Genomic DNA, 22,649 nt, shown 5'->3' on the forward strand with positions numbered 1-22,649 from the left:
CACTGATCCAGTTTGACCAGATGAACGCCCGCCGCTGCGGCTTTGTATTCCAGTTTCTTGACGAAGCCATGCCAGCCCGCATCCCCGATAGCGCGGGCAAGGTGGTGATTCTTCATCATGTTGGCCGATTTCAGCGTCTCAACAATGACCGCTTGGTTTTCGTCAACCATTGTTCGGGAGAGTTTGTGTTGAAAATCGGCGCGGGCATGGGCTACCCGCTCATGGACGGCCGCCAGACGTAATCGGGCTTTGCTGCGGTTAGCGCTGCCCTGTTGTTTGCGGGACAGCGATTTTTGCTTTCGACGCAGGTTACGGGCAGAGTTGATAAGGTGACGCGGGTTATTGACCTTCTCCCCAGTCGACTGGATAAGATTGAAGAAATTATCAAATGCGGTATGCAGATTGATCACCGCCTGCTGTAATGCAATGGCGTCATATGCCCTGAGCCAGGCATACTTGCGGGATTGCTTCGCGACCGCCAGTAACGGTTTGAGGTCTTTGCGCGGATTTAAACTCACGCCGTGATGTTTGTAAGTATGCTTTTTGATGTGCAGCGCCTTGTTGTACGCAAAACGGACCGCACCGAACTGGCCATTAAGATACCCGGCCTGTTCGGGTGTGGGGTAGAGGCGGACTTTGGTCGCTCTTAACATATTCAGCGCTCATTGAGAAAGTGCATTGATTTTAGCCTGTTTTACCGGCAGATATCAATCCAGTCAGGAGACGTCGGAGTCGCCAGTCCTAAAGCCCTCTGGGCTTTTCGCCTGATATCCCCGCCCGCACTGAGGGTGTCGCAAAAGGCCGGCATTGACAATAAACCCACAGAGATTTATTGCCTGTTATTGGGACTGACAACCCATATTTTGGAGAAAAAAGCATCAAGTATATAAAATAATTTTATATTTAAATCGACTTCGCCAGTAAATAAAAACAATTTATATTTAAATTGTTACGGGGAACAATATTCTAAATGCTTTTTTTCTTCAATAAAAAACAAAAATTCTCAAGAAAGGTGTTTTTTTAAATTTATATTTACCATCAACTTTCACCAATATATAGCTAAAATAGTTAACTATTTTGTATAATCGACAATGATAAAAAAACCAATAATATGAAATTAAGATATACAAAAATCCCTTAAACTCAATATGTGAAAATCATCCTTCTTCCACCTATTAAATTTCTTTCTATAATTTTTTTATTTACTCCAAGCTCTTTCCATATTTTACCTTTATCATCAATAAAACCACAGTATAAATGGCCTGCTTATTCAGGCCATTTTTATCATTTTGGCTGCTCAGGCCACTCAATGTTCAGTGCAGTGAAATCCATCCGATTTAACGCAACACGATATTTTTTCCATGCTGTGAGCATTGTTATTTCATCGTCAGTGGCGATACCTAAATCAATGGCATCTTGCAATGGCGCCATTATAGTAGCCGCCTGTTCCAATAAATAATACCGCTGGCGATGATTCACTTTATTTTTCTGCTCGACGACAGCTTGTTGATATAGTTCCTGAGCTTCCTGAACACTAAAACCCATCGATATAAGTTGATGAGGTTCGGCTGGCACATTGACATATTCATAACCATTTTTGTCTGTTAGTTTATTTAATATTATCATATATCCCCATTATTATTTCTTTTGATAACGTGTGTCATATTCCAGCGAATAAGGCATTGCGGAATCCTCATATTCCTTACCTAATAATGGATCACTGGCTGCTAATGATTTTACCATCCACTTAATTTCAAAATTACTGTCAGCCTGTAAGCTCCGAGTCAATTCAACTTCTTCATCTTCACGTGAATAATGGATTGATTGGGTAAAATTACTGGTCGAAAAATAAGTTAAACCACCACGTAAATAACAACCGCTATAAACGGCACAACCTACAATATCACCAGATTTCGCTCCATTATAGAGGGGATATTTACCATCAATGGGCCTGGCAATGCTCATCATGGTATAGCGGATCTCTCTTACCGTTTTACGATAATTTTGATTTATACGTTTAATACTAAGATATCGTGCATCTCCTTCCCAATATATACCCCCGCCCTCCATTTGTAAAAGTAATCCAGCAATATGTACTCCCCCTTCACCAAAAGGTTTTTTTTTCTGCATCATATGAATATGGCCGATGAAGTGTTAGCCAAGAATTCGCCCCGATATTAGTTGGGAATGCCCACCAAACCGGATAATAGCGTTCAGTACTCAAACCTGTGAGATCAATCGTAGTGGTATAACGGGGTTCGGACTGAATATCCGCCACAGTAGGTTTATTTAGTGTATTGTATTCTTTAGCCCAAGGTGTCCACGATTGATTGGAATATCGGCTGCGTGTATATATTCGACTGCTATTATAGATAAAATAACGTTGAATGATCCCAGCAGTTTTCAACACAATAAGCGAACCCGAAATCGGCTCAGGATAGTTCTTACCAGATGCAGCTTGTACATTTAAATGCTGATAATAAAGACCAGGAGTTATATACTCGTTCAAATCGGCTTTATCAGGGATAGGTATTGCTTGCTCGTTAAAAATATCCTGAGAAGTAATATCGATATCCCTAGACAATACTTTCCCGTTCACTTTCTGGGTATTAGGCACTCTATTATTAATATCTTTACGCAATGAATTTATTATTTCTTGGACAAGTTTTTGCGTAACAGCCAATGTATTACTATCACCGACAGCATCTGTAAGTTGAACAATACCTTTTTGTGTCAATGAAGAATTTGGTATTTCTGCTGTAATTTTCTTCTCTAAAGCTCTATTTAATTGCAAAGCAAGTTTGATTATATCGCCATCATCCAAAACATTATCGCCAGATTGAGTAGCGATAAAATTGGCCACGACAGACGCTATTGTTGACGATTGACGTAATACCTTATTTAGTAAATGAATAGTAATATTCTCCGGTGGAAACCCAGTTTGTAAACTCCGACTTTCCTCATATATTTCTTGACTTACTACATTGGCATTATTATTAGTAGAAAAAGCCTTGAAGTCATTCTTGAGACTCATATATTCACCTTAAGTTGAATAATGTTATTTTTTATAAGCGACATATTGAACTATTGTATAAATTATTTCTTAAAATCCTCCGTGCTAATAATTTAGTTAGAATGAAAAAAACAATAATCCAGTTCATAAAGATAATAATAAAATGAGCTTACAACTTAAAGAATAAATTATCTCCGTACAATTAACAGAAATAAACAACCCAATAAGTTACAATCAAAAAAAATAAATACATTAAAAAAAATTACATTCAATACCCGAAATTATTTCTCTCTTCTTCTATATCCTACTAAAATTATAGATATTGGATTTTATATTTATAGTGTATTCCTATATCCTTTATATCCAGATATTCTTCGCGCTCTCCTCCATTTCTTATCACAACTTTTCTATTTCAGGTTACAGAACTAAAATGGTAACGAATATAAGCATGCTTGCCGGAACATTAATAATGAACTTTCCACATCAAAATATCCCTAATGGAATTAGAGTAAGAATTATAACAAGTTATAATCCATGTGGTTTTTAAGAGTTAGTGAGCACCAGGAAAATTGCTACCAATGGAGATAAGAAATAGCAACACCAGTTATTATACTGGTGTTGACTATTATATTAGTGATTATTGATAATCACTGACAGGTGCGCAGGAACAATGCAGGTTACGATCACCGTAAACATCATCGAGACGTTTAACCGCAGGCCAATATTTATTGGCTTTGGTTTCCAAGGTTGGGAAAACCGCGGTTTCACGGCTGTAACTATGGCTCCAGTCAGAAACCAGTTCAGCTTGTACGTGAGGCGCATTAACCAATGGGTTATCTTCTAATGACCACTCACCTTTCGCCACTTTGCCAATTTCAGCACGAATTGCCAGCATCGCCTCCACAAAGCGGTCAATTTCTACTTTGCTTTCTGATTCTGTAGGTTCCACCATTAGCGTACCGGCAACCGGGAATGACATGGTTGGCGCATGGAAACCATAGTCAATCAAGCGCTTGGCAATATCCATCTCGCTGATACCAAACTCTTCTTTCAACGGCCGAATATCCAGAATACATTCATGTGCCACATAACCGTTATGACCGGTATACAACACGTCATAATCATTCTTTAAGCGAGCAGCAATATAGTTAGCATTCAAAATCGCCGTCTGGCTTGCCTGTTTCAGCCCTTGAGAGCCCATCATGCGGATATACATCCAGCTAATAGGCAGAATAGAAGCACTACCAAATGGCGCCGCTGATACAGCTCTCTGTTCAGTAAGGCCATCCATTTGAACTACCGAGTGCCCTGGTAAGAACGGCGCTAAATGAGCTTTTACGCCAATCGGCCCCATTCCTGGACCACCGCCGCCGTGTGGGATACAGAATGTTTTATGCAGGTTGAGGTGTGAAACATCAGCGCCGATAAAACCGGGCGCGGTGATACCCACCTGCGCATTCATATTCGCACCATCAAGGTAAACCTGACCACCATACTGATGAATGATTTCACACACCTGACGGATCGTTTCTTCATATACGCCGTGAGTTGATGGGTAAGTCACCATGATGCAGGAAAGTTCGTCACCGGATTTTTCCGCTTTTTCACGCAGGTCTGCCAGATCAATGTTGCCCTCTTTATCACAACTCACCACCACCACTGTCATACCTGCCATATGAGCAGAAGCCGGGTTGGTGCCATGCGCAGAACTGGGGATTAAACAGATATGACGATGCCCTTCTCCACGGCTTTCATGGTAACGGCGAATAGCAAGCAGGCCCGCATATTCACCCTGCGCACCGGAGTTTGGTTGCATACAAACGGCATCATAACCTGTCAGTTGCACCAGCCAGTGAGATAATTGGCTGATCATTTGCTGATAACCCTGCGCTTGCTCTGGCGGGCAGAATGGATGCAGTTCGTTAAATTCAGGCCAAGAGATCGGTAACATTTCTGCCGCAGCATTGAGTTTCATAGTGCAAGAACCCAACGGGATCATGGCCTGATTCAGTGCTAAATCCCGGCGCTCAAGACGATGCATATAGCGCATCATATCCGTTTCGCTGTGATAGCAATTGAAATTTGGATGCTGAAGGATTTCATCACTGCGCAACATGGATGCAGGAATGGAGTGACTTTCCGTCATCAGTTCTTGATCCAGTGCTTCAACATCTAACTTGTCATCCGTACCTGTCAGCACAGAGAACAATTTGATCAGATCATCACGGCTGGTAGCCTCGCTCAATGTGATACCCACCGCGCCGTAAATATCGGTACGCAAATTGATTTCAGCTTTGTCTGCCCGTGCTAATACCGCTGCTTTATCAGCGACTTCAACCGTCAGCGTATCAAACCAGGTTTTATAACGCAGAGTAAACCCGGCTTTCTGTAACCCGGCCGCCAGAATGTCAGTCAGACGATGAATACGTCCCGCAATGCGTTTCAGCCCCTTCGAACCATGATATACCGCATACATCCCGGCGATATTTGCCAACAACACCTGAGCCGTACAGATGTTGGAATTGGCTTTCTCACGACGGATATGTTGCTCACGGGTCTGCATTGCCATGCGCAGCGCGGTATTACCTGCCGCGTCACGGGAAACGCCGATAATACGTCCCGGCATGGAACGTTTGAATTCATCACGGCTGGCAAAAAATGCTGCGTGGGGACCGCCATAACCCATTGGCACCCCAAAACGCTGGGCAGAACCAAACACAATGTCAGCCCCTTGTTTACCCGGCGCGGTCAGAAGCACCAACGCCATCAAGTCAGCGGCAACACTGACAATGATTTTGCGCTGTTTCAGTTGTGCGATCAGATCAGCATAATCATGAACTTCACCGGTTGTACCAACCTGTTGTAACAGCACACCAAATACGCCTTCCAGCTCCAAGACTTTTTCTGCTTTATCCACAATCACATCAAAGCCAAAGGTTTCCGCGCGAGTACGAACAACGTCCAATGTTTGAGGATGGATATCATCAGCAACAAAGAAACGGTCAGCATTTTTTAGTTTGCTGGTACGTTTTGCCATCGCCATTGCTTCCGCCGCCGCGGTAGCCTCGTCCAGTAGAGAAGCAGAGGCAATATCCAAACCCGTCAAATCGATCGTCACTTGTTGGAAATTCAACAGTGATTCAAGGCGACCCTGAGAAACTTCTGGTTGATAAGGTGTATAAGCGGTATACCAGCCAGGATTTTCTAATAAATTACGCAAAATAACCGGCGGAAGTACAGCAGGCACATACCCCATGCCAATATAGGATTGGTAACGCTTATTTTGGCCGGCAATCGCTTTCAGTTCAGCTAGCGCTTGCTGTTCAGTCGCGCCACCGCCAACATCGGGTGGCTCTGGCAACGCGATATCACGGGGAACAATTTTCTGTGTTAACTCATCAAGGGAACTTGCTCCCACTGTCGCCAACATCTCTTTTTTCTGTTCGGCGGAAGAGCCAATATGACGGCGGATAAACTCGCCCTGATTCTCGAGTTGGCTTAATGTCTGGATCATTTGTGACTAATTCCTGAAGCTGGCCAGAAATGGCATACAAATAAAAACGCCCTGCTCACAATGTGAAACAGGGCGACGGTAAGCATATTATTCTTCTTCGTCCAGAAGTGCCTGATATCCTTCGGCATCCAGCAAACGCGAAAGTTCACTTTCATCAGAGGCTTTAATACGGAACAGCCAACCTTCGTTATAAGGCTCGCTGTTAACTAATTCGGGCGAGTCATTTAGCGCTTCATTAACGGCAATAATTTCACCACTCAGTGGCGCATAGATATCAGAAGCCGCTTTCACTGATTCAACCACCGCGCAATCATCGCCAAGATTGATTTCACCACCTATTTCCGGCAAATCAACAAAGACCATATCGCCTAGCAGCTCCTGTGCATGCTCGGTAATACCTACCGTGTATTCACCATTGCCTTCTGCACGAACCCATTCATGTGATTGGGCATATCTTAACTCTGCGGGTACATTACTCATTACCATCATCTCCTTCAATACTAGAATCTACCCCGATTAGGCTATTTCGTGCTGCTGCGCCAATCATGCTTACCGGGATAAATTGCTATTTACTCATCAAGTTATTATTCGATAAAAATGACTATACGAGAGGCTTACCCGCCCGTACAAAGCTAGGTTTGATTACCTGAACCGGCATTTCACGATTGCGAATTTGGACAACCGCCTGCTCACCAATCCCCTGCGGCACTCGGGCAAGGGCAATACTGAATCCTAATGTTGGAGAGAACGTGCCACTGGTAATAACGCCAGAATGTAAGGCGCCCATCTCATCAGTAAAACTAACTATTAAGCCACCACGTAACACACCCTTTTCTCTCATCACCAAGCCAACTAACTGCTCGGCGCCCTCTTCACGCTGTTTTTCTAGCGCTTCACGGCCGATAAACTGGCGATCTTCGGGTTTCCAAGCGATTGTCCAGCCCATGTTAGCCGCAAGGGGAGAAATGGTTTCATCCATTTCCTGTCCATAGAGGTTCATACCGGCTTCAAGCCGCAGCGTATCACGCGCGCCTAATCCCGCAGGCTTAACGCCGACACTCAGCAATTTTTGCCAGAAATCCACGGCCTGCTCTTTTGGCAACGCCACTTCATAACCCGCTTCACCGGTATAACCCGTTGTCGCGATAAACAGATCCCCCGCCTGAACGCCAAAGAAAGGTTTCATTCCGGCAATAGTCTGTTTTTGTTCATCATTCAATAGAGACTCTACTTTCGCCTGAGCCTCAGGCCCCTGAACCGCGATTAATGCCAGATCATCACGAACCTGAATGTCAACCGAGTAACTGGCTACATGTTCATTAATCCATGCCAGATCTTTCTCACGAGTCGCAGAATTGACCACCAATCGATAAAAATCATTGCTGAGGTAATAAACAATCAGGTCATCAATTACACCGCCAGAAGCATTAAGCATCCCGGTGTATAGGGCTTTACCCTTTTCTGTCAGTTTAGCAATGTCATTTGCCAGCAAATAACGCAGGAAATCACGGCAACCAGCGCCATGCAGATCCACAATCGTCATGTGGGAAACATCAAACATACCGGCATGAGTGCGGACAGTATGATGCTCATCCATTTGTGAACCATAATGCAAAGGCATCATCCAGCCATGAAAATCTACCATACGCGCACCACAAGCCAGATGCTGGTCATACAATGGAGTTTGTTTTGCCATTATTTCCCTCTTTTCATTTCCTGCATGAAAACATACCGCGTATTAACCGACAGATACTGTGAATCATGAACAAAAAGCGGCTAAAAAACGCGACGCAAACGATATCTTAAAATGAAAGTTATCACTGAAAACCAAAATGAACCATAAGTAAAAATAGGGTTCAATTTAGTGACCGTCAAAAAACGTGTTATGAGTATGCAGAATTTTCAACTATTAAAATGAGTCATAATACTCAAAATTAACAATTAACTTTAGAAAACACTCATTTTCTGTTACAACCTAACTGAAATATGAATAAAATCACCTATTCATATTTCAGCAAGACATGAGAAAAAGTTATCGATAAGCAGAGGCTAAATTAGATTTTTTCAGCCGAATAGGATTTAGAAGAGAGCCAGTCCGGTAAGTCATTCAACCCCATTGCCTGACGAAGTAATTTAGGTTTAATTCCCGGTAAATTATCTGCCAGAGATAACCCGACATCCCGCAAAAGTTTTTTCGCCGGATTATTGCCATCGAATAATTGACGAAAACCTTGCATGCCGACCAGCATCACCGCAGCGCCATGTTTACGGCGGCGCTCATAGCGACGCAAATAAAAATGCTGACCAATGTCTTTTCCCTGACCATGCAAACGACGCAATTCACCTATCAGTTCAGCAACATCCATAAAACCCAAATTCACTCCCTGTCCTGCCAATGGGTGAATGGTATGAGCGGCATCTCCCAACAGGGCCAGACGATGAGCCGCAAAATTACGGGCATAACGACCGGTCAGTGGAATTGTCAGACGTTCACTCATCAGTTCACATTGACCAAGGCGCAGATCAAAATCTACCGCCAATTGCTGGTTGAAACGCTTATGATCAAGCTGTTTGTACTGTTCTGCGACTTCACCCGGTAATGACCAGACGATAGAACACAAATGAGGATCGGCAAGGGGCAAAAACGCCAAAATACCCTCACCATAAAAGACCTGGCGGGCAACCCGGCCGTGCGGCTCTTCAGTGCGAATAGCGGCTACCAATGCATGATGTTCATAATCCCAGAATGTGAGAGGAATATCAGCATGTTGACGCAACCATGAATGAGCGCCATCAGCGCCAACAACTAAACAAGCAGTTAACATGCGACCATCGGATAAAGTCATAAAAGCTTCATTTTCACCCCAGGCAACCTGTTGCAAAGCCGCCGGCGCCAACATGGTCACATCAGGTAAGCTGTCTGCTTTTTTCCATAATGCCTCACGAATAACCCGATTCTCAATGATATGACCAAGATATTCCAGCCCATGTTCAGCCGCACTGAACTGAATACGGCCAAAGCTATCACGCTCCCAAACTTCCATTTCCTGATAAGAACTGGTGCGAATATCCAAGATATGTCGCCACACACCAAGATGCTGTAATAGGCGCTCACTGGCTGCATTAATCGCAGAGACCCGCAAAGCATACTCTTCTCCAGCAATAACGGGTTGAGCAGGAGGATAGTTCTCCACCACGGCCACCCGCAAACCACTGCCTTGTAAGCCACAGGCAAGCGCCAAACCAACCATACCGCCACCAGCGATAACCACGTCAAATGATTGCATAATATAACGTCCTCTTACTTTGTCTGCTTGATCTGCGGTTATCTTTGGGCGACCCAACCCAGAGTCTGACGGGCCAGGATATCCCGCATAGGAGAGCATTTTTCCATCATCATCAGGCCGAAGTGACGCCCGACTTGTAATGGAAAATAACGATTGGCAAATATCCGTATCAATCCATCGGTAATATCGATGGTGTTTTCTCGATCTAAAATTCGTTGTTGTTGGTAGTTGGCCAAAACCTGATAAGTACCAATATCCTGTCCAGCAGCAAAAGCCTCAGAAACAATCTGAGCCAATGTCATCACATCTCGCATACCAAGATTGAAACCCTGACCTGCAATTGGATGTAATGTTTGCGCGGCATTTCCCACCAGCGCCAATCGGTGGCTAATTTGTTGATTTGCAGTAGATAGTGTCAATGGATAGCTATGACGATGACCGGTTTCCAATATTTTCCCTAGTCTCCAGCCAAATGCTTGCTGTAACTGCCGAAGAAATTGCTCATTATTCCAACCCGCTATCTCCTTTTGCCGAGCCAATTGATGGCACCATACCAGCGAGCTCCGCCCCCCAGACATTGGCAACAAAGCAAGTGGCCCATGTTCTGTGAAACGTTCAAATGCACTGCCTCGCGGATGCTCCGAAGTCAGTACATTAGTAATTACAGCAACCTGTTCATAAGCGTGCCGTTGCCACTGAATATTACAGGCACGACCAATGGCAGAATGGCTGCCATCCGCCGCTACCAGCAATTCACCTTGCAGCCGTTCACCACTGTCCAGAGTGACAGCTACCGATGACAGGGTTCTTTCAACAGCCATAACCTTGGATGGACAATGTAGCGTTACACCAGGCGCATTTTTCAGTAATCCGAACAAACACTGCCCTGCATCATACAACTCGATAACATTGCCCAAAGCTGGAATGTTATATTCTTTTGCATAAAGGTTCACAAACCCTGCATGACCACGATCACTAACATGAACGTGAGTTATCGGTATCACATACTCTTCCAGAACAGACCAAACGCCAATCTGTTGTAAACGCTGGCAAGTACCGTAAGCCAGCGCTATCGCTCTGGCATCAAAACCGGGATGTTTCCGCTCCGGCTCTGCTGCTTCAATCAGGGATACATGAATCCGCCCCTTACTCAGGGAAGATATCGCCAGCGCAAGCGTCGCGCCGGTCATGCCTCCACCAACGATAATCACGTCCATTCTTAACTTAACCCTGCTTTGCTTTCGCCATCAGAGCTTCAATCTCATCAGCTTCTTTAACAACACTGGCTGTCAGGTTTTCATTACCTGTTTCAGTGATCAAAATGTCATCTTCAATACGGATACCGATACCACGATATTCCATCGGCACATCAGCATCCGGTGCAATATAAAGCCCCGGTTCAACAGTCAATACCATTCCCGGTTGCAAAATACGGTCACGCTCTACACCATAGTCACCGACATCATGCACATCCAACCCTAACCAATGGCTTAATCCATGCATAAAGAACTGACGATAGGCTTTAGTTTCGATTAGATGTTCAACTTCACCGTGCATAATGCCTAGTTTCACCAACTCTTCTACCATAATCTGCACGACATGTTCTGTGACTTTGTTGATGCTGGTCCCCGGCTTATACAACTCCAATGAGACATTAAGTGTTTTCAGGACGATATCGTAAATTTCACGCTGAGCGCGGGTAAACTTGCCATTAACAGGGAAAGTACGGGTGATATCTCCGGCATAACCCAGATATTCACAACCTGCGTCAATCAACACCAAGTCACCCTCTTTCATCCTACTTTCATTCTCGGTGTAGTGCAGAATACAGCTATTTTCACCGCTCCCGACAATCGTGTTGTAAGCAGGGTAACGAGCACCCTGATGAGTAAATTCGTGATGAATTTCGGCTTCCAGTTGATACTCAAACATACCTGGGCGGCAAACTCTCATCGCGCGCATATGGGCCTGTGCACTGATTTCACCTGCCCGGCGCATCATTTCAATTTCTGACTTAGATTTAAACAACCGCATTTCATGCACCCAAGGGCGCCAATCGGTTATCGTTAAAGGCGCTGAAAGATTACGACGACCGCCTTTTCTTAATATATCCAACGCATGGAAGACAATTTCATCGGCGTAAGCAAATTCGCCCTGTGCGTGATAAACCACATCTAAACCATTCAGCAACAGATAAAGCTCCTGCTTGATATCATCAAAAGGCAAAGCTCGGTCAACACCCAGTTTTTCCGGCGCCGCTTCTTGCCCAAGACGGCGACCAAACCAAATTTCCGCAGTCAGGTCACGCGCTCGATTAAAGAGCACGCTATGATTATGCTTATCATCACTCTTAATTAATATCAGTACCGCTTCCGGTTCATTAAACCCAGTCAAATAAAGGAAATCGCTATGCTGACGATAGGGATGTTCATTATCTGAATTTCGTGGCGCAGGCGGGGCAGAAAAAATAATCGCTGCGCTGGCCGGAGCCATTTTTGCCAGTAAAGCCTGACGGCGGGATAAATATTCTTGTTTGATCATACCCTCTCCTGCAACCTAGTTAATTATTTTGCGTTCAATAAACACCAATTAATGCAATGTTGGTTTGTCATTTTTTGCGATTAAAACGGTTTTAGGTTCAGTAAAGGCGATATAGCAAAGCTGTGCTGCCACCCGCACATATTCAAGGACCTCTTCCAATGCCTGAGCCAACTCTTCTTGATCATCACCTTCTTCATAACCAAGCAGAGCGATATTGCGTAAATCGCCAATAATCTCACTGATCTCTTTTCTATCCGCGAATTTCGGTTGAGCAACACCTAATCCCAGCAAAAAATGGTTAACCCATCCCGCTAATGCATCTGCGCGTTCAAACACATTATCTTCTTCATCTGGCAGCAATAAATTGAATGCGAAATTATTGTCATCCAATGATTCAAATGTGATTTCACGTAATTCACGCAATTGTTGAGCTAATGGATGGGAAAAAGCCAGCCCATCATTCGCTAAATCATGAACTAAGACCTGCCAGCTACTGTCGCGGTTACCGCCGCACAGCAGGCCGCTAATCAACCCATGCATCTCCGCTGCCGTCAGCGCCACTGACTGTTGATGCAATATTTCGTCAAAAGATTGATAATCTGGTAATGAATTCTGTATAGACATGTGTATTGGTCATCGTTGACGGTGTAAGTTCATGCTATGCTACCACCAAGGGGAGTCGCTATACCAGACAACAACCTAGCTAATCGTTAGTTGTCTGTCGGTATCGCGTTATAATGATTGGCGCCGGTTTCAATTCTATAATTCAGAATTAAAACCGGAGCGCAGCAATAAGTCAGGAAGGGGTCATGTCTGCACAACCGGTAGATATCCAGATTTTTGGGCGGTCACTACGTGTCAATTGTCCATCAGAGCAAAAAGAAGCATTACTGGCTGCGGCTGTGGAACTTGAACAACGTTTAGAAGATTTGAAAGAACGCACCAGAGTAACCAATACTGAACAACTGATTTTTATTGTGGCATTGAATATCTGTCACGAATTGGCACAAGAAAAAGTGAAAACCCGTGACTATGCCTATAATATGGAACAGAAAATAAAGATGCTTCAACAGACTATAGAACAAGCACTGGTGGAACAAGGTCGTATCACTGAGAGCACTATTTCACCAAATGAATGAATTCTATTGATAAATCATACATTAGTGAGTGAATCATTCGAGAATTAGTTGCTTTCTGTATTTAGTTTCATACAATAGGTGTCACAAAGTTGCTTACAAGCACTGAATAAATTTCTCTGAGATGTTCGTGAACGGGGAAAGTCCCCTGAGCCGATATTTCATACATTATAGAATGTGGTGCTCCGTAGTCTGGTGTGCATGCTCGGTTTGGCCGAGAAGCCTAAAAGCTGCGACGCTGCGTTCACCTTGAACCAAGGGTTCAAGGGTTACTACCTGTAACGGCATCTTGGAGAATCTCAACCTTAATCGCTGCTGCTATCCATCGCAGGTTCTATGCAATCAGAGTCTCTATTATCACTCAGACAAAGCATTAGAAAGAAAATACGCCAGCAACGTCGTCAACTCACTTCTGAACAACAATCGCTGTTTGCAAGACAAGCTGCTGAGCGAGCGCTCAACCACCCCAAAATTTGCCAAGCCAACAAAATCGCACTATTTCTTTCGTTTGATGGTGAGCTCGACACCCGTCCACTGATTAACCAACTCTGGCAGCAAAATAAGCAGATCTATCTGCCCGTATTACATCCTTTCCGTCATCACCATCTGCTGTTTTTAAACTATCAACCCAATACCCCGCTTGTCAGAAATCGCTTCAATATAGAAGAGCCACCGCTAGATGTTAGGCAAGTTTTACCGTTATCAGAGCTGGATATCATGATGATCCCGCTGGTTGCTTTTGCCCGCACAGGGCAGCGGCTTGGCATGGGTGGTGGTTTTTACGATCGTACATTGAAGCAATGGCAACAAAAAAACTTCTATCCGATAGGTTTGGCACATAACTGCCAGTTAGTCGATACACTACCAACAGCCGAATGGGATATTCCATTACCAGAAATCATCACACCTGAAAAAATCTGGCATTGGCAGTAAAAAAATAGGCGCCTTATACAAAACGCCCATTTGTGACATATCAAAATAATCAGTAAAGCAGACGAGAACGGATAGTACCCGGCAATGCTTTCAGTTTCTGAAATACCATTTCAGCTTGAGCCGGATTTTCAGTCACAATATCAATAACCACATAACCCATATCCCCACTGGTACGCAGATACTGAGCGGCAATATTGATATCCTGTTCAGCAAACACTTGGTTAATACTGTTCAATATACCCGGCCGATTTTCATGAATATGCAGAAACCGGTTGGTATCATCAGCATGAACAGGAAGAGACACTTCTGGGAAGTTTACTGCCGATAAGGTAGAACCATTGTCAGAGTATTTCGCTAACTTTCCGGCGACTTCGTAACCAATATTTTCCTGCGCTTCTTGGGTAGAACCTCCAATATGTGGCGTCAGCAACACATTATCAAATTTACACAACGGTGACTCAAACGGATCATTATTGGTCGCCGGCTCAATGGGGAACACATCCACAGCCGCCCCTGACAGATGTTCACTTTCCAATGCATCGCATAATGCCGGGATATCCACCACCGTTCCACGTGAAGCATTAATCAAGATAGAACCCGGTTTCATCAATGTAAGTTCGGTTGCACCAATCATATTTTTAGTTGATGGCGTTTCTGGTACATGCAAACTCACCACATCACTCATATTCAGTAATTCTGACAAATGACGTACCTGATGAGCATTACCTAATGGCAATTTGTTTTCAATATCGTAAAAGTAGACATCCATACCGATATTTTCAGCCAGAATACCAAGCTGAGTACCAATATGACCGTAACCGATAATACCCAGTTTTTTCCCACGCACTTCATAGCAGCCCTTAGCCTGCTTATCCCACACGCCTCGATGAGCTTTCGCATTCGCTAAAGGGATACGACGCAGCAGTAACAACAATTCGCCAAGGACCATTTCAGCAACAGAACGGGTATTAGAAAATGGCGCATTAAAGACAGGAATACCACGTTTCGCAGCCGCTTTCAGATTAACCTGATTGGTGCCAATACAGAAACAACCTACAGCAACCAATTTTTCGGCTGCCTGAAAAATGTCTTCGGTCAGTTGTGTGCGGGAACGGATACCAACAAAATGAGCATCACGAATTGCCTCTTTTAACTCTTCGGAATCTAACGCTCCCTTATGATATTCGATATTGCTATAACCGGCTGCTCGCAGATTTTCTACCGTGCTCTGATGCACGCCTTCCAATAGCAAAAATTTAATCTTATCTTTTTCCAGAGATACCTTAACCATTTATCCTGCCTATTGTTACGCTTCGTTACATTTAAGATTCATTCTCTCAACATAACAAAAAAAACGAACACAGCAATATAAACGATTGCTATTCCCGTCACATAAGTCTTAACAAAGTAGTTATTATGCGGAATAAAATGATCTGAAAGAGCACAAAATTAGGATTTAGGTTAAATAACAATCATAGATATAAAATATATCACTAAATTCTTCTCCGATTTTAACAGTGAAAAATTTTTTAAGGGCGAAGAACTTCGCCCTCTATGAATAATATTATTGAGTGATGGTTTTCACTCCATCAAGTGTTCCCATCAATATAATATCCGCACCACGGTTAGCAAATAATCCTACAGTCACCACACCTGAGATACGATTAATTTTATTCTCTAACTCAACAGGATCGAGTATGGCTAGATTATGCACGTCAAGGATCATATTGCCGTTATCAGTCACAACATTCTGACGATATTTTGGTACTCCCCCCAATTTAACCAACTCACGAGCAACATAGGCGCGAGCCATTGGAATCACTTCGACCGGCAGAGGAAATTTACCTAATACATCAACTTTCTTAGAAGCATCAACAATACAAACGAATTTTTTCGCTATTGCAGCAATGATTTTTTCACGCGTTAATGCAGCGCCACCGCCTTTAATCATCTGCATATTGCCATTGATTTCATCCGCGCCATCAACATAGATATCAAGGGAATCCACTTCATTACAATCGAATACAGGAATGCCCAAACTTTTTAACTTCTCAGTAGAAGCCTCAGAGCTGGATACTGCCCCTTCAATCTGATCTTTAATGGAACCGAGGGCATCAATAAAATGTGAAGCCGTTGAACCAGTCCCCACGCCCACAATTGTTCCTGGTGTAACAAATTCGAGTGCTGCCCAACCCACTGCTTTTTTCAATTCGTCCTGAGTCATATCAATTCATTGCCTATATCAGTTACAAGGAAAGACCTCGACTAGTATAAACTTTGATAGCAACAAAGAAACCGCAATTCAATTAAAGTTGAATAGGATAAGTCACGGGAAATATAAGATTAAATGATGCCAAAACCCGCCATAGGGCGGGCGAAAAAAAGAGTGATGTTTATGCAGCTTCTTTGTTACGACGACGACCTTGCTTTTCTTGGCTTGGTGCCTGTGCATGTTCTTCCAAAGCCGGACCTACTTTCATGAGAAAATCCAAGGTCTCCCCAACTTTTTTATACGTTTGAATGGTATCGAACATCGGTTCTTTTTGTATTCTCATTAGCAACACCTCATAAAACAACTTCATATTACTGAACTGATTTCGTCATAGCAGGAAAAAATTCCCGACAAAATCTCTCTGTTATGACCATCGCAACAAATTTAAATAAACAAAATAGCTATTTTATTTGGTTCTACCTGGATACCATAACGCACATCTAAACGCAGAGATGTCAAAGAACTGATTCCTTAGACCTGCTCTCCAACTTTGCCGTTAATGTTTTAAGATCACATGACATTACATATCCGCAGCGCTCCAGCTCAAAACCAAACGAACGATAGTAAGCTATTTTATCCTTAACAGGTTCATGAATCCTGATGTCTTCACCACCAGACATATTCATGAAAATCAATGTTGCATATAGAGTATACAAAAGCATCTTTCTATGCAACGGATGATTTTCCATATCTTTCACAAAATTTTCCAATACATGGATGTTAAAACTCTTATCACTCAAATCATATATGGACAAAGCGACTCCAGCGGGAGCAGATTCAATTTGAAAATTTTCCCTTGATATGACAAATTTTATACATAAGCTGAAACAGTCATGTCGATTACCGATCTCTGTAATATAATAGTCCCAGTTAAGCTCACCATATGCTCCCGTTAGCATATTTGCATCGCTGTCAGAGACAGGACCGACCGCCAAATCTATTCCTCTCTGATCCATATATAACTGCAAAGTATTGTATGTTAATTGTGCAACATGTTTCAGTGACAGCATAATAAAGTAACCTTACTTACATTTTTATTATTATTAAATAGCCAAAAATAACGTCTTTTAGACAATTTTATGAAAAATCCACACTTAAACGAAACATGCAAACAATCCTTAATTTAATCACCCTAATTCAATCAAAAGCTAATTATTAAGCTAACCAAAACAACTTCACACAGTTGTTGTTCCCCCGAGCATATTATTTATTCAACCACGTTAACAAACGTAACCTTCAAAAATGGAACCCCCTTCCCATAAAGGCCACCAATCAACGAAATTTCTCCAAAATTGGATGTAACATCGGTAATCTTTGGCAGGTGAGGCTTTACAACACACCAGATAAATTGCCTCATCCATCAGAAAAATATGGCATAGTGCTATACGGAAACATAAATAGTGCTATGCGGAAACATAAATGGAGAATCTTTCTGTAATGAAACGTCCTGATTACCGAACACTGCAAGCCTTGGATGCTGTTGTCCGTGAACGTGGTTTCGAACGCGCAGCCCACAAACTCTGTATCACTCAATCCGCGGTTTCTCAACGTATCAAACAGTTGGAAAATCTGTTCGGCCAGCCTCTGCTAGTACGCACCGTTCCTCCGCGCCCCACAGAACAAGGACAAAAACTCCTGGCGCTATTACATCAGGTAGAATTGTTGGAAGAACAGTGGTTAGGCGATGAACAAGGGACAGATACGCCATTGCTGCTTTCATTGGCAGTCAATGCTGACAGCTTAGCAACCTGGCTGTTGCCGGCACTACATCCGGTACTTGCTGATTTGCCTATCCGACTCAATATTCAAGTTGAAGACGAAACTCGGACTCAGGAACAGTTAAGAAGAGGTGAAGTCGTTGGCGCGGTCAGTATTCAACCACAACCCTTACCCAGTTGTCTGGTCGATAAATTAGGAGCGCTGGATTATCTGTTTGTCGCCTCGCCAGAATTTGCTGCCCGCTATTTCCCAAATGGAGTTACCCGTTCAGCGTTACTAAAAGCCCCTGCGGTTGCATTCGACCATCTGGATGATATGCATCAGGCATTTTTACAACAGAACTTCGAGTTGTCGCCGGGTAGCGTTCCATGTCATATCGTCAACTCATCTGAAGCCTTTGTACAACTGGCAAAACAGGGTTCCACCTGTTGTATGATCCCTCATTTACAGATTGATCAGGAATTGAAAAATGGTGAACTGATCGACCTGACGCCGGGTTTATGTCAGCGCCGGATGCTCTATTGGCATCGTTTCGCACCGGAAAGCAGGACCATGAAAAAGGTGACTGACGCCCTATTGAAACTTGGGCGTCAGATGTTAAGACAAGATGACACGGATTAAGGTTTTAGTTCAAACACAACATCAACCTGATCGCTGAAATTGATGCTATCCTGCTGGTAAGTTTCACCCACTCCAGCAGCAGCACCTCCCGCCATCATCACATCAGAATTGCGATACTTCATATGGTCAATTATCTCTGGCGCTCGGTAATTGATACTGTATATCGAACCCACTTTGCTATTAAAGCCTTTCGCCAGTGCGTCAGCTTGTTCAATCGCATTCTCAATGGCTTTCTGACGGGCTTCATCACGATATTTTTGCGGATTGTCCACCCCAAACTGAACAGATACGATTTCGTTCAAACCCGCTTTTAATGCTCCATCTAGCAGATCATTAAGTTGCTCTAACTTACGAACCTTCACTTCCACTGAACGGATCGCACGATAACCTTTCAGCACCGATTTGCCAGATACATTGTCATACTCATAATCAGGCTGAGTACGCAGATTCGCTGCATCAATATCTTTCTTTTCAATGCCGTTCTTTTTCAGAAAATCAAAATATTTAGCAACTAGCTCATCAACCTGCTTTTTAGCTCCAGAAGCATCTTTAGCAGAAATATTGACGTTAATCATCAATGTTGCTATATCCGGTTCAGCTTTCACTACCGCATTACCAGAAGTAATAACATGAGGGACTCCGGGTAAATCAGCAGCCTGTGCAGCAAGTGGCACCCCGGCACTTAACATGGCGGCCAACCCTAATGATTTCAATTTCACACAACCTCCGAAGAAAACCTGTTACAGAAAATGTTCATCCCACGGAAAAACCGAAATATACATGGGATGAATAAAACACTAACACAGAGAGTGCATGCAAAGAAGTGTCCAGCTCAATCAGAAATTAGTAATCCCTGCTTAGCAAGTTGCCATGCGATATACCACATAATGACACAGATAAACCCATTAATAATCCGTTGAGAAAGCGGCTTACTTAACACAGGGGAAAACCATGCGGCTAGCAATGACAGAGAAAAAAACCAACTAACAGAAGCGCTTGCGGCACCAAAAGTAAACCAGGGCCTGAGTTCTGAGGATAACTGGCCACCAATACTGCCCAGAACAACAATGGTGTCTAAATAAACATGCGGATTTAACCAAGTGACCGCAAAGATAATCGCAATGACCCGCCAACGGTTTTTTGCCGTACTACTCGCCTGCACCTGTTCAACATTGGCAAACAAAACCACACGTAAGGCCCCCCATCCATACCAGAATAAAAAAGCAACACCCCCCCAGGTGACAAATTGCAAGAGTAAAGTTGACTGACTCAGTAATGCACTACCACCAAATACACCGACACCAATCAGAAAACCATCACTGATCGCGCACAAAGTTGCGCTCATCAAATGAAATTGTCTCCTGCTACCTTGCTGCATAACAAAGGCATTTTGTGGACCAAGAGGCAAAATCATTGCTGCGCTAAGAAAAAAACCCTGCACAAATGTCGATAACATAAAAAAACTCCTCAATAATTATTCACTTTGCTATTTCAATGTTCAGAATATTAAGAAGAATAGCTCATTAGAGGAAATAAATGCTTCTAATTGATCATAAGAAATTTTAATAACCAACCAAAAAGCAGGTTTTTATAGGAAAACTATTTGATTAATTCAAAGAAAATCAAGCTAATACACACTAAAAGCATTAATGAATCTATCAATGCTATGAAAATAAGAGGAAGAGGTTATTTTGAAAAAAATTACGGGTTTCATGCTGTTAGCAATCATTATTATTGCCGCTCTTACTGTCAGAAACTACTATTTGCTGCGAAATGATGTTGAAGAGACATTAAACCACTATGAAATAATTGAATATTATATTGGTACAGCAAATATTACAGATGTGGAGCTCAGTAATTATCAGCCTTTCTTATGTGAAAAAGGCTGTGAACGTTTCGTTCTTAAAATACGGGGTGAAAAAGGCGATGGGATAGTCACTGCTGATATTAATTTCCATACTTCAGATGTTTCGTCTGCTATCCTTTGCTTGTCTGATAACAAGAAAATAGCACTGACAGAAGATATCAGCGATGATTTTATTAAAAACAACCTTAATACCTTATGCCAGTAAAATAAGCCAGAATAATAGAGCGTCCGCGCTATCCACAGCGCGGCGCTGATTTACCGGTAAAGATTTACAGCCTATTCACACCATCAGATGGTTATTATCCAATATCCTCTGAATTAATCACCCATTTTACTCCGCGCCATAGCTTGGTTCTGATGCAAATAAACATCCATTTGTGGATAAGGAATACTGATATTGTGTTTATCCAATGTGCGTTTAAAATTCTCCATCAAATCCCAATAGACCTCCCAAGCATCGCCATTGGCAGTCCATACACGCACAACAAAATTCAGTGAAGAAGGCGCCATTTCATGCAAACGAATCGTCACGCCTTTGTCATGCTGAATACGGTTGTCTGCGGCAATAACATCCCCTAATACTTTTTTAACTTCATCAATATCCGCATTATACGCAACACCGACCATAATCTGAGTTCGGCGATTCGGTTCACGACTGGTATTAATAACATTATCAGCAATAATTTTCCCATTCGGGATTACGATGATCTTGTCATCCGCTGTACGCAATGTAGTAGAGAAAATCTGCACCTGAACAACTGTGCCCTCAACCGCGCCCAGAATAACATATTCGCCCGCACGGATTGGACGAAAAGCCACCAGCAATACCCCTGCGGCAAAGTTGGACAAAGAACCTTGTAAAGCCAAACCAACAGCTAAACCAGCAGCACCGATAACCGCAATGACAGAAGCCGTCTGAACGCCTAATTTGCCCAAAACTGCAATAATAGTGAACGCAATAATCGAATAACGAACAATAGCAGCCAGGAAATCTGATACCGTTACATCAATGCCGCGCAATGACATAACTCTTCTCACGCCCTTACTAATGAGTTTCGCCGCCATCAATCCCAGAATAAGAATCAGAATAGCAGCAACAGTATTGACCAGATATTGAATGATTAAATCCTGATGATTAATAAGCCAGCTTGTAGCTTCATTAATGCCACCAGACAGATTGATATCTTCCATTAAAACCACCTTGATTCTTTAGCTATTCAACTATAATTGAGTAAAATTACTCAATGACTATCCTTCATAACAACCATTAACAGTAAGAAAAAATCTATCGTGCCAGAAAATTCTTTTTGTCTATATACAGCTTTTTACCAATCGTTTTTTAAAATAAAGTCCCGATAATCGGTCAACATATCAAGAAAATCCTTGGTACCACAAAAAGACAAGCTCTCATTATCGTAATAGCTCATGCCCTCCTCCATCGAATCAGTTTCAAACTCAAGCTGATTAGCACGAACCATAACCTCTTCCTCATCCATTAGCAGCGTATATTCGTGACCCACAAGTTGCCATTGACGTTCACTACCTTTAATTTCAGCCAGTGCTGCGGCAACTTTATCTATCACCGTTAAATCACCGTTAACTTCTTCATTCAGCCACTGACCAATAGCTTCATGATCCATTGAGAATCGGCTAGTCACCTTCCCAGTGACATCCAGCAAAAATTCGTAGTCCATCATTAACCTCCGGTGCTTCTTTCCGTTCTAAATTTCCTAGCAATTCCGCCCC

Annotated in this window: 23 protein-coding genes, 1 other RNA gene and 1 pseudogene; 5 read left to right on the top strand and 20 right to left on the bottom strand. The window is 43.0% G+C overall.

Translation table 11 applies throughout. The features are described 5' to 3' along the window. The 12 genes and pseudogenes from C6H66_RS26915 to C6H66_RS17710 form a co-directional block, all read right to left on the bottom strand. On the bottom strand, window positions 1-368 hold a 368-nt coding region (locus C6H66_RS26915; protein WP_248000725.1), incomplete at its 3' end, for a transposase. Between the two features lie 3 nt (window positions 369-371). Then, a pseudogene (locus C6H66_RS26920) lies at window positions 372-653 on the bottom strand (helix-turn-helix domain-containing protein); the annotation flags it as partial. A gap of 631 nt (window positions 654-1,284) precedes the next feature. Further along, window positions 1,285-1,626, bottom strand: a complete 342-nt coding sequence (locus C6H66_RS27305) for a tail fiber assembly protein (RefSeq protein WP_105396267.1) — start codon at window positions 1,624-1,626, stop codon at window positions 1,285-1,287. Window positions 1,627-1,638: 12 nt separating this feature from the next. After that, a complete protein-coding gene (locus C6H66_RS17670; RefSeq protein WP_105396268.1) occupies window positions 1,639-2,133 on the bottom strand; it encodes a hypothetical protein in 495 nt (164 codons plus the stop codon). After that, window positions 2,105-3,034: a pyocin knob domain-containing protein gene (locus tag C6H66_RS26930; RefSeq protein WP_248000720.1), complete on the bottom strand. Its 930-nt coding sequence runs from the start codon at window positions 3,032-3,034 to the stop codon at window positions 2,105-2,107. Before C6H66_RS26930 ends, C6H66_RS17670 begins: the two co-directional genes overlap by 29 nt. A gap of 616 nt (window positions 3,035-3,650) precedes the next feature. After that, window positions 3,651-6,527 (bottom strand): aminomethyl-transferring glycine dehydrogenase, encoded by a 2,877-nt coding sequence (gcvP, locus tag C6H66_RS17680; RefSeq protein WP_105396269.1) that lies wholly within the window; start codon window positions 6,525-6,527, stop codon window positions 3,651-3,653. A gap of 87 nt (window positions 6,528-6,614) precedes the next feature. After that, entirely contained in the window at window positions 6,615-7,007 is a 393-nt protein-coding gene (gcvH, locus tag C6H66_RS17685) for a glycine cleavage system protein GcvH (RefSeq protein WP_105396270.1), read from the bottom strand. A gap of 121 nt (window positions 7,008-7,128) precedes the next feature. Continuing rightward, the gene (gcvT, locus tag C6H66_RS17690; protein ID WP_105396271.1) at window positions 7,129-8,223 is read right to left on the bottom strand and encodes a glycine cleavage system aminomethyltransferase GcvT; all 1,095 of its coding nucleotides are present in this window, start codon (window positions 8,221-8,223) and stop codon (window positions 7,129-7,131) included. 358 nt (window positions 8,224-8,581) lie between these two features. Next, window positions 8,582-9,814, bottom strand: a complete 1,233-nt coding sequence (ubiI, locus tag C6H66_RS17695; protein ID WP_105396272.1) for an FAD-dependent 2-octaprenylphenol hydroxylase — start codon at window positions 9,812-9,814, stop codon at window positions 8,582-8,584. Between the two features lie 38 nt (window positions 9,815-9,852). Next, the gene (gene ubiH, locus C6H66_RS17700; RefSeq protein WP_105396273.1) at window positions 9,853-11,031 is read right to left on the bottom strand and encodes a 2-octaprenyl-6-methoxyphenyl hydroxylase; all 1,179 of its coding nucleotides are present in this window, start codon (window positions 11,029-11,031) and stop codon (window positions 9,853-9,855) included. Between the two features lie 7 nt (window positions 11,032-11,038). Then, entirely contained in the window at window positions 11,039-12,355 is a 1,317-nt protein-coding gene (gene pepP, locus C6H66_RS17705) for a Xaa-Pro aminopeptidase (RefSeq protein WP_105396274.1), read from the bottom strand. 48 nt (window positions 12,356-12,403) lie between these two features. After that, a complete protein-coding gene (locus C6H66_RS17710) occupies window positions 12,404-12,979 on the bottom strand; it encodes a YecA/YgfB family protein (protein WP_036810752.1) in 576 nt (191 codons plus the stop codon). A 185-nt stretch (window positions 12,980-13,164) separates the two neighbouring features. Between C6H66_RS17710 and zapA the strand changes: the two genes are divergently transcribed. The 3 genes from zapA (at window position 13,165) to C6H66_RS17725 (ending at window position 14,424) form a co-directional block, all read left to right on the top strand. Then, entirely contained in the window at window positions 13,165-13,494 is a 330-nt protein-coding gene (gene zapA, locus C6H66_RS17715) for a cell division protein ZapA (RefSeq protein ID WP_036781297.1), read from the top strand. Between the two features lie 110 nt (window positions 13,495-13,604). After that, a non-coding RNA gene (ssrS, locus tag C6H66_RS17720) (6S RNA) lies at window positions 13,605-13,791 on the top strand. Window positions 13,792-13,827: 36 nt separating this feature from the next. Beyond that, window positions 13,828-14,424, top strand: coding sequence for a 5-formyltetrahydrofolate cyclo-ligase (locus C6H66_RS17725; protein WP_036810755.1), 597 nt, complete (start codon window positions 13,828-13,830; stop codon window positions 14,422-14,424). 49 nt (window positions 14,425-14,473) lie between these two features. Here the strand turns inward: C6H66_RS17725 and serA are convergent, their stop codons facing one another. The 4 genes from serA to C6H66_RS17740 form a co-directional block, all read right to left on the bottom strand. After that, a complete protein-coding gene (serA, locus tag C6H66_RS17730) occupies window positions 14,474-15,715 on the bottom strand; it encodes a phosphoglycerate dehydrogenase (RefSeq protein ID WP_040153540.1) in 1,242 nt (413 codons plus the stop codon). A 273-nt stretch (window positions 15,716-15,988) separates the two neighbouring features. After that, the gene (gene rpiA, locus C6H66_RS17735) at window positions 15,989-16,648 is read right to left on the bottom strand and encodes a ribose-5-phosphate isomerase RpiA (RefSeq protein ID WP_036810763.1); all 660 of its coding nucleotides are present in this window, start codon (window positions 16,646-16,648) and stop codon (window positions 15,989-15,991) included. 169 nt (window positions 16,649-16,817) lie between these two features. Beyond that, window positions 16,818-16,979 (bottom strand): hypothetical protein, encoded by a 162-nt coding sequence (locus C6H66_RS26055; RefSeq protein ID WP_181150233.1) that lies wholly within the window; start codon window positions 16,977-16,979, stop codon window positions 16,818-16,820. A gap of 172 nt (window positions 16,980-17,151) precedes the next feature. Then, window positions 17,152-17,706, bottom strand: a complete 555-nt coding sequence (locus C6H66_RS17740) for a hypothetical protein (RefSeq protein ID WP_046396960.1) — start codon at window positions 17,704-17,706, stop codon at window positions 17,152-17,154. Window positions 17,707-18,133: 427 nt separating this feature from the next. Between C6H66_RS17740 and C6H66_RS17745 the strand changes: the two genes are divergently transcribed. After that, window positions 18,134-19,036: a LysR family transcriptional regulator ArgP gene (locus tag C6H66_RS17745; RefSeq protein ID WP_046396970.1), complete on the top strand. Its 903-nt coding sequence runs from the start codon at window positions 18,134-18,136 to the stop codon at window positions 19,034-19,036. Here C6H66_RS17745 and C6H66_RS17750 read toward each other — a convergent pair. Then, complete coding sequence (locus tag C6H66_RS17750; RefSeq protein WP_036781307.1) at window positions 19,033-19,755, bottom strand: oxidative stress defense protein; 723 nt, start codon at window positions 19,753-19,755, stop codon at window positions 19,033-19,035. The genes C6H66_RS17745 and C6H66_RS17750 overlap by 4 nt on opposite strands. A 113-nt stretch (window positions 19,756-19,868) precedes the next feature. Continuing rightward, entirely contained in the window at window positions 19,869-20,492 is a 624-nt protein-coding gene (argO, locus tag C6H66_RS17755) for an arginine exporter ArgO (protein WP_036781309.1), read from the bottom strand. A 235-nt stretch (window positions 20,493-20,727) separates the two neighbouring features. Between argO and C6H66_RS17760 the strand changes: the two genes are divergently transcribed. After that, the gene (locus C6H66_RS17760) at window positions 20,728-21,108 is read left to right on the top strand and encodes a hypothetical protein (protein WP_036781312.1); all 381 of its coding nucleotides are present in this window, start codon (window positions 20,728-20,730) and stop codon (window positions 21,106-21,108) included. A gap of 113 nt (window positions 21,109-21,221) precedes the next feature. On the opposite strand, the gene mscS is transcribed toward C6H66_RS17760, so the two are convergent. Beyond that, entirely contained in the window at window positions 21,222-22,094 is an 873-nt protein-coding gene (gene mscS, locus C6H66_RS17765; protein ID WP_105396275.1) for a small-conductance mechanosensitive channel MscS, read from the bottom strand. Window positions 22,095-22,228: 134 nt separating this feature from the next. Continuing rightward, the gene (locus tag C6H66_RS17770) at window positions 22,229-22,597 is read right to left on the bottom strand and encodes a YacL family protein (protein ID WP_046396958.1); all 369 of its coding nucleotides are present in this window, start codon (window positions 22,595-22,597) and stop codon (window positions 22,229-22,231) included. Window positions 22,598-22,649 lie beyond the last annotated feature (52 nt).

The sequence above is a fragment of the Photorhabdus hindustanensis genome (assembly GCF_002968995.1).
Classification (GTDB): domain Bacteria; phylum Pseudomonadota; class Gammaproteobacteria; order Enterobacterales; family Enterobacteriaceae; genus Photorhabdus; species Photorhabdus akhurstii.

Coding starts and splice junctions, on each gene's coding strand:
- C6H66_RS27305 (WP_105396267.1), bottom strand. CDS start 1,626: ATGATAATATTAAATAAACTAACAGACAAAAATGGTTATGAATATGTC.
- C6H66_RS17670 (WP_105396268.1), bottom strand. CDS start 2,133: ATGATGCAGAAAAAAAAACCTTTTGGTGAAGGGGGAGTACATATTGCT.
- C6H66_RS26930 (WP_248000720.1), bottom strand. CDS start 3,034: ATGAGTCTCAAGAATGACTTCAAGGCTTTTTCTACTAATAATAATGCC.
- gcvP (WP_105396269.1), bottom strand. CDS start 6,527: ATGATCCAGACATTAAGCCAACTCGAGAATCAGGGCGAGTTTATCCGC.
- gcvH (WP_105396270.1), bottom strand. CDS start 7,007: ATGAGTAATGTACCCGCAGAGTTAAGATATGCCCAATCACATGAATGG.
- gcvT (WP_105396271.1), bottom strand. CDS start 8,223: ATGGCAAAACAAACTCCATTGTATGACCAGCATCTGGCTTGTGGTGCG.
- ubiI (WP_105396272.1), bottom strand. CDS start 9,814: ATGCAATCATTTGACGTGGTTATCGCTGGTGGCGGTATGGTTGGTTTG.
- ubiH (WP_105396273.1), bottom strand. CDS start 11,031: ATGGACGTGATTATCGTTGGTGGAGGCATGACCGGCGCGACGCTTGCG.
- pepP (WP_105396274.1), bottom strand. CDS start 12,355: ATGATCAAACAAGAATATTTATCCCGCCGTCAGGCTTTACTGGCAAAA.
- C6H66_RS17710 (WP_036810752.1), bottom strand. CDS start 12,979: ATGTCTATACAGAATTCATTACCAGATTATCAATCTTTTGACGAAATA.
- zapA (WP_036781297.1), top strand. CDS start 13,165: ATGTCTGCACAACCGGTAGATATCCAGATTTTTGGGCGGTCACTACGT.
- C6H66_RS17725 (WP_036810755.1), top strand. CDS start 13,828: ATGCAATCAGAGTCTCTATTATCACTCAGACAAAGCATTAGAAAGAAA.
- serA (WP_040153540.1), bottom strand. CDS start 15,715: ATGGTTAAGGTATCTCTGGAAAAAGATAAGATTAAATTTTTGCTATTG.
- rpiA (WP_036810763.1), bottom strand. CDS start 16,648: ATGACTCAGGACGAATTGAAAAAAGCAGTGGGTTGGGCAGCACTCGAA.
- C6H66_RS26055 (WP_181150233.1), bottom strand. CDS start 16,979: ATGAGAATACAAAAAGAACCGATGTTCGATACCATTCAAACGTATAAA.
- C6H66_RS17740 (WP_046396960.1), bottom strand. CDS start 17,706: ATGCTGTCACTGAAACATGTTGCACAATTAACATACAATACTTTGCAG.
- C6H66_RS17745 (WP_046396970.1), top strand. CDS start 18,134: ATGAAACGTCCTGATTACCGAACACTGCAAGCCTTGGATGCTGTTGTC.
- argO (WP_036781309.1), bottom strand. CDS start 20,492: ATGTTATCGACATTTGTGCAGGGTTTTTTTCTTAGCGCAGCAATGATT.
- mscS (WP_105396275.1), bottom strand. CDS start 22,094: ATGGAAGATATCAATCTGTCTGGTGGCATTAATGAAGCTACAAGCTGG.
- C6H66_RS17770 (WP_046396958.1), bottom strand. CDS start 22,597: ATGGACTACGAATTTTTGCTGGATGTCACTGGGAAGGTGACTAGCCGA.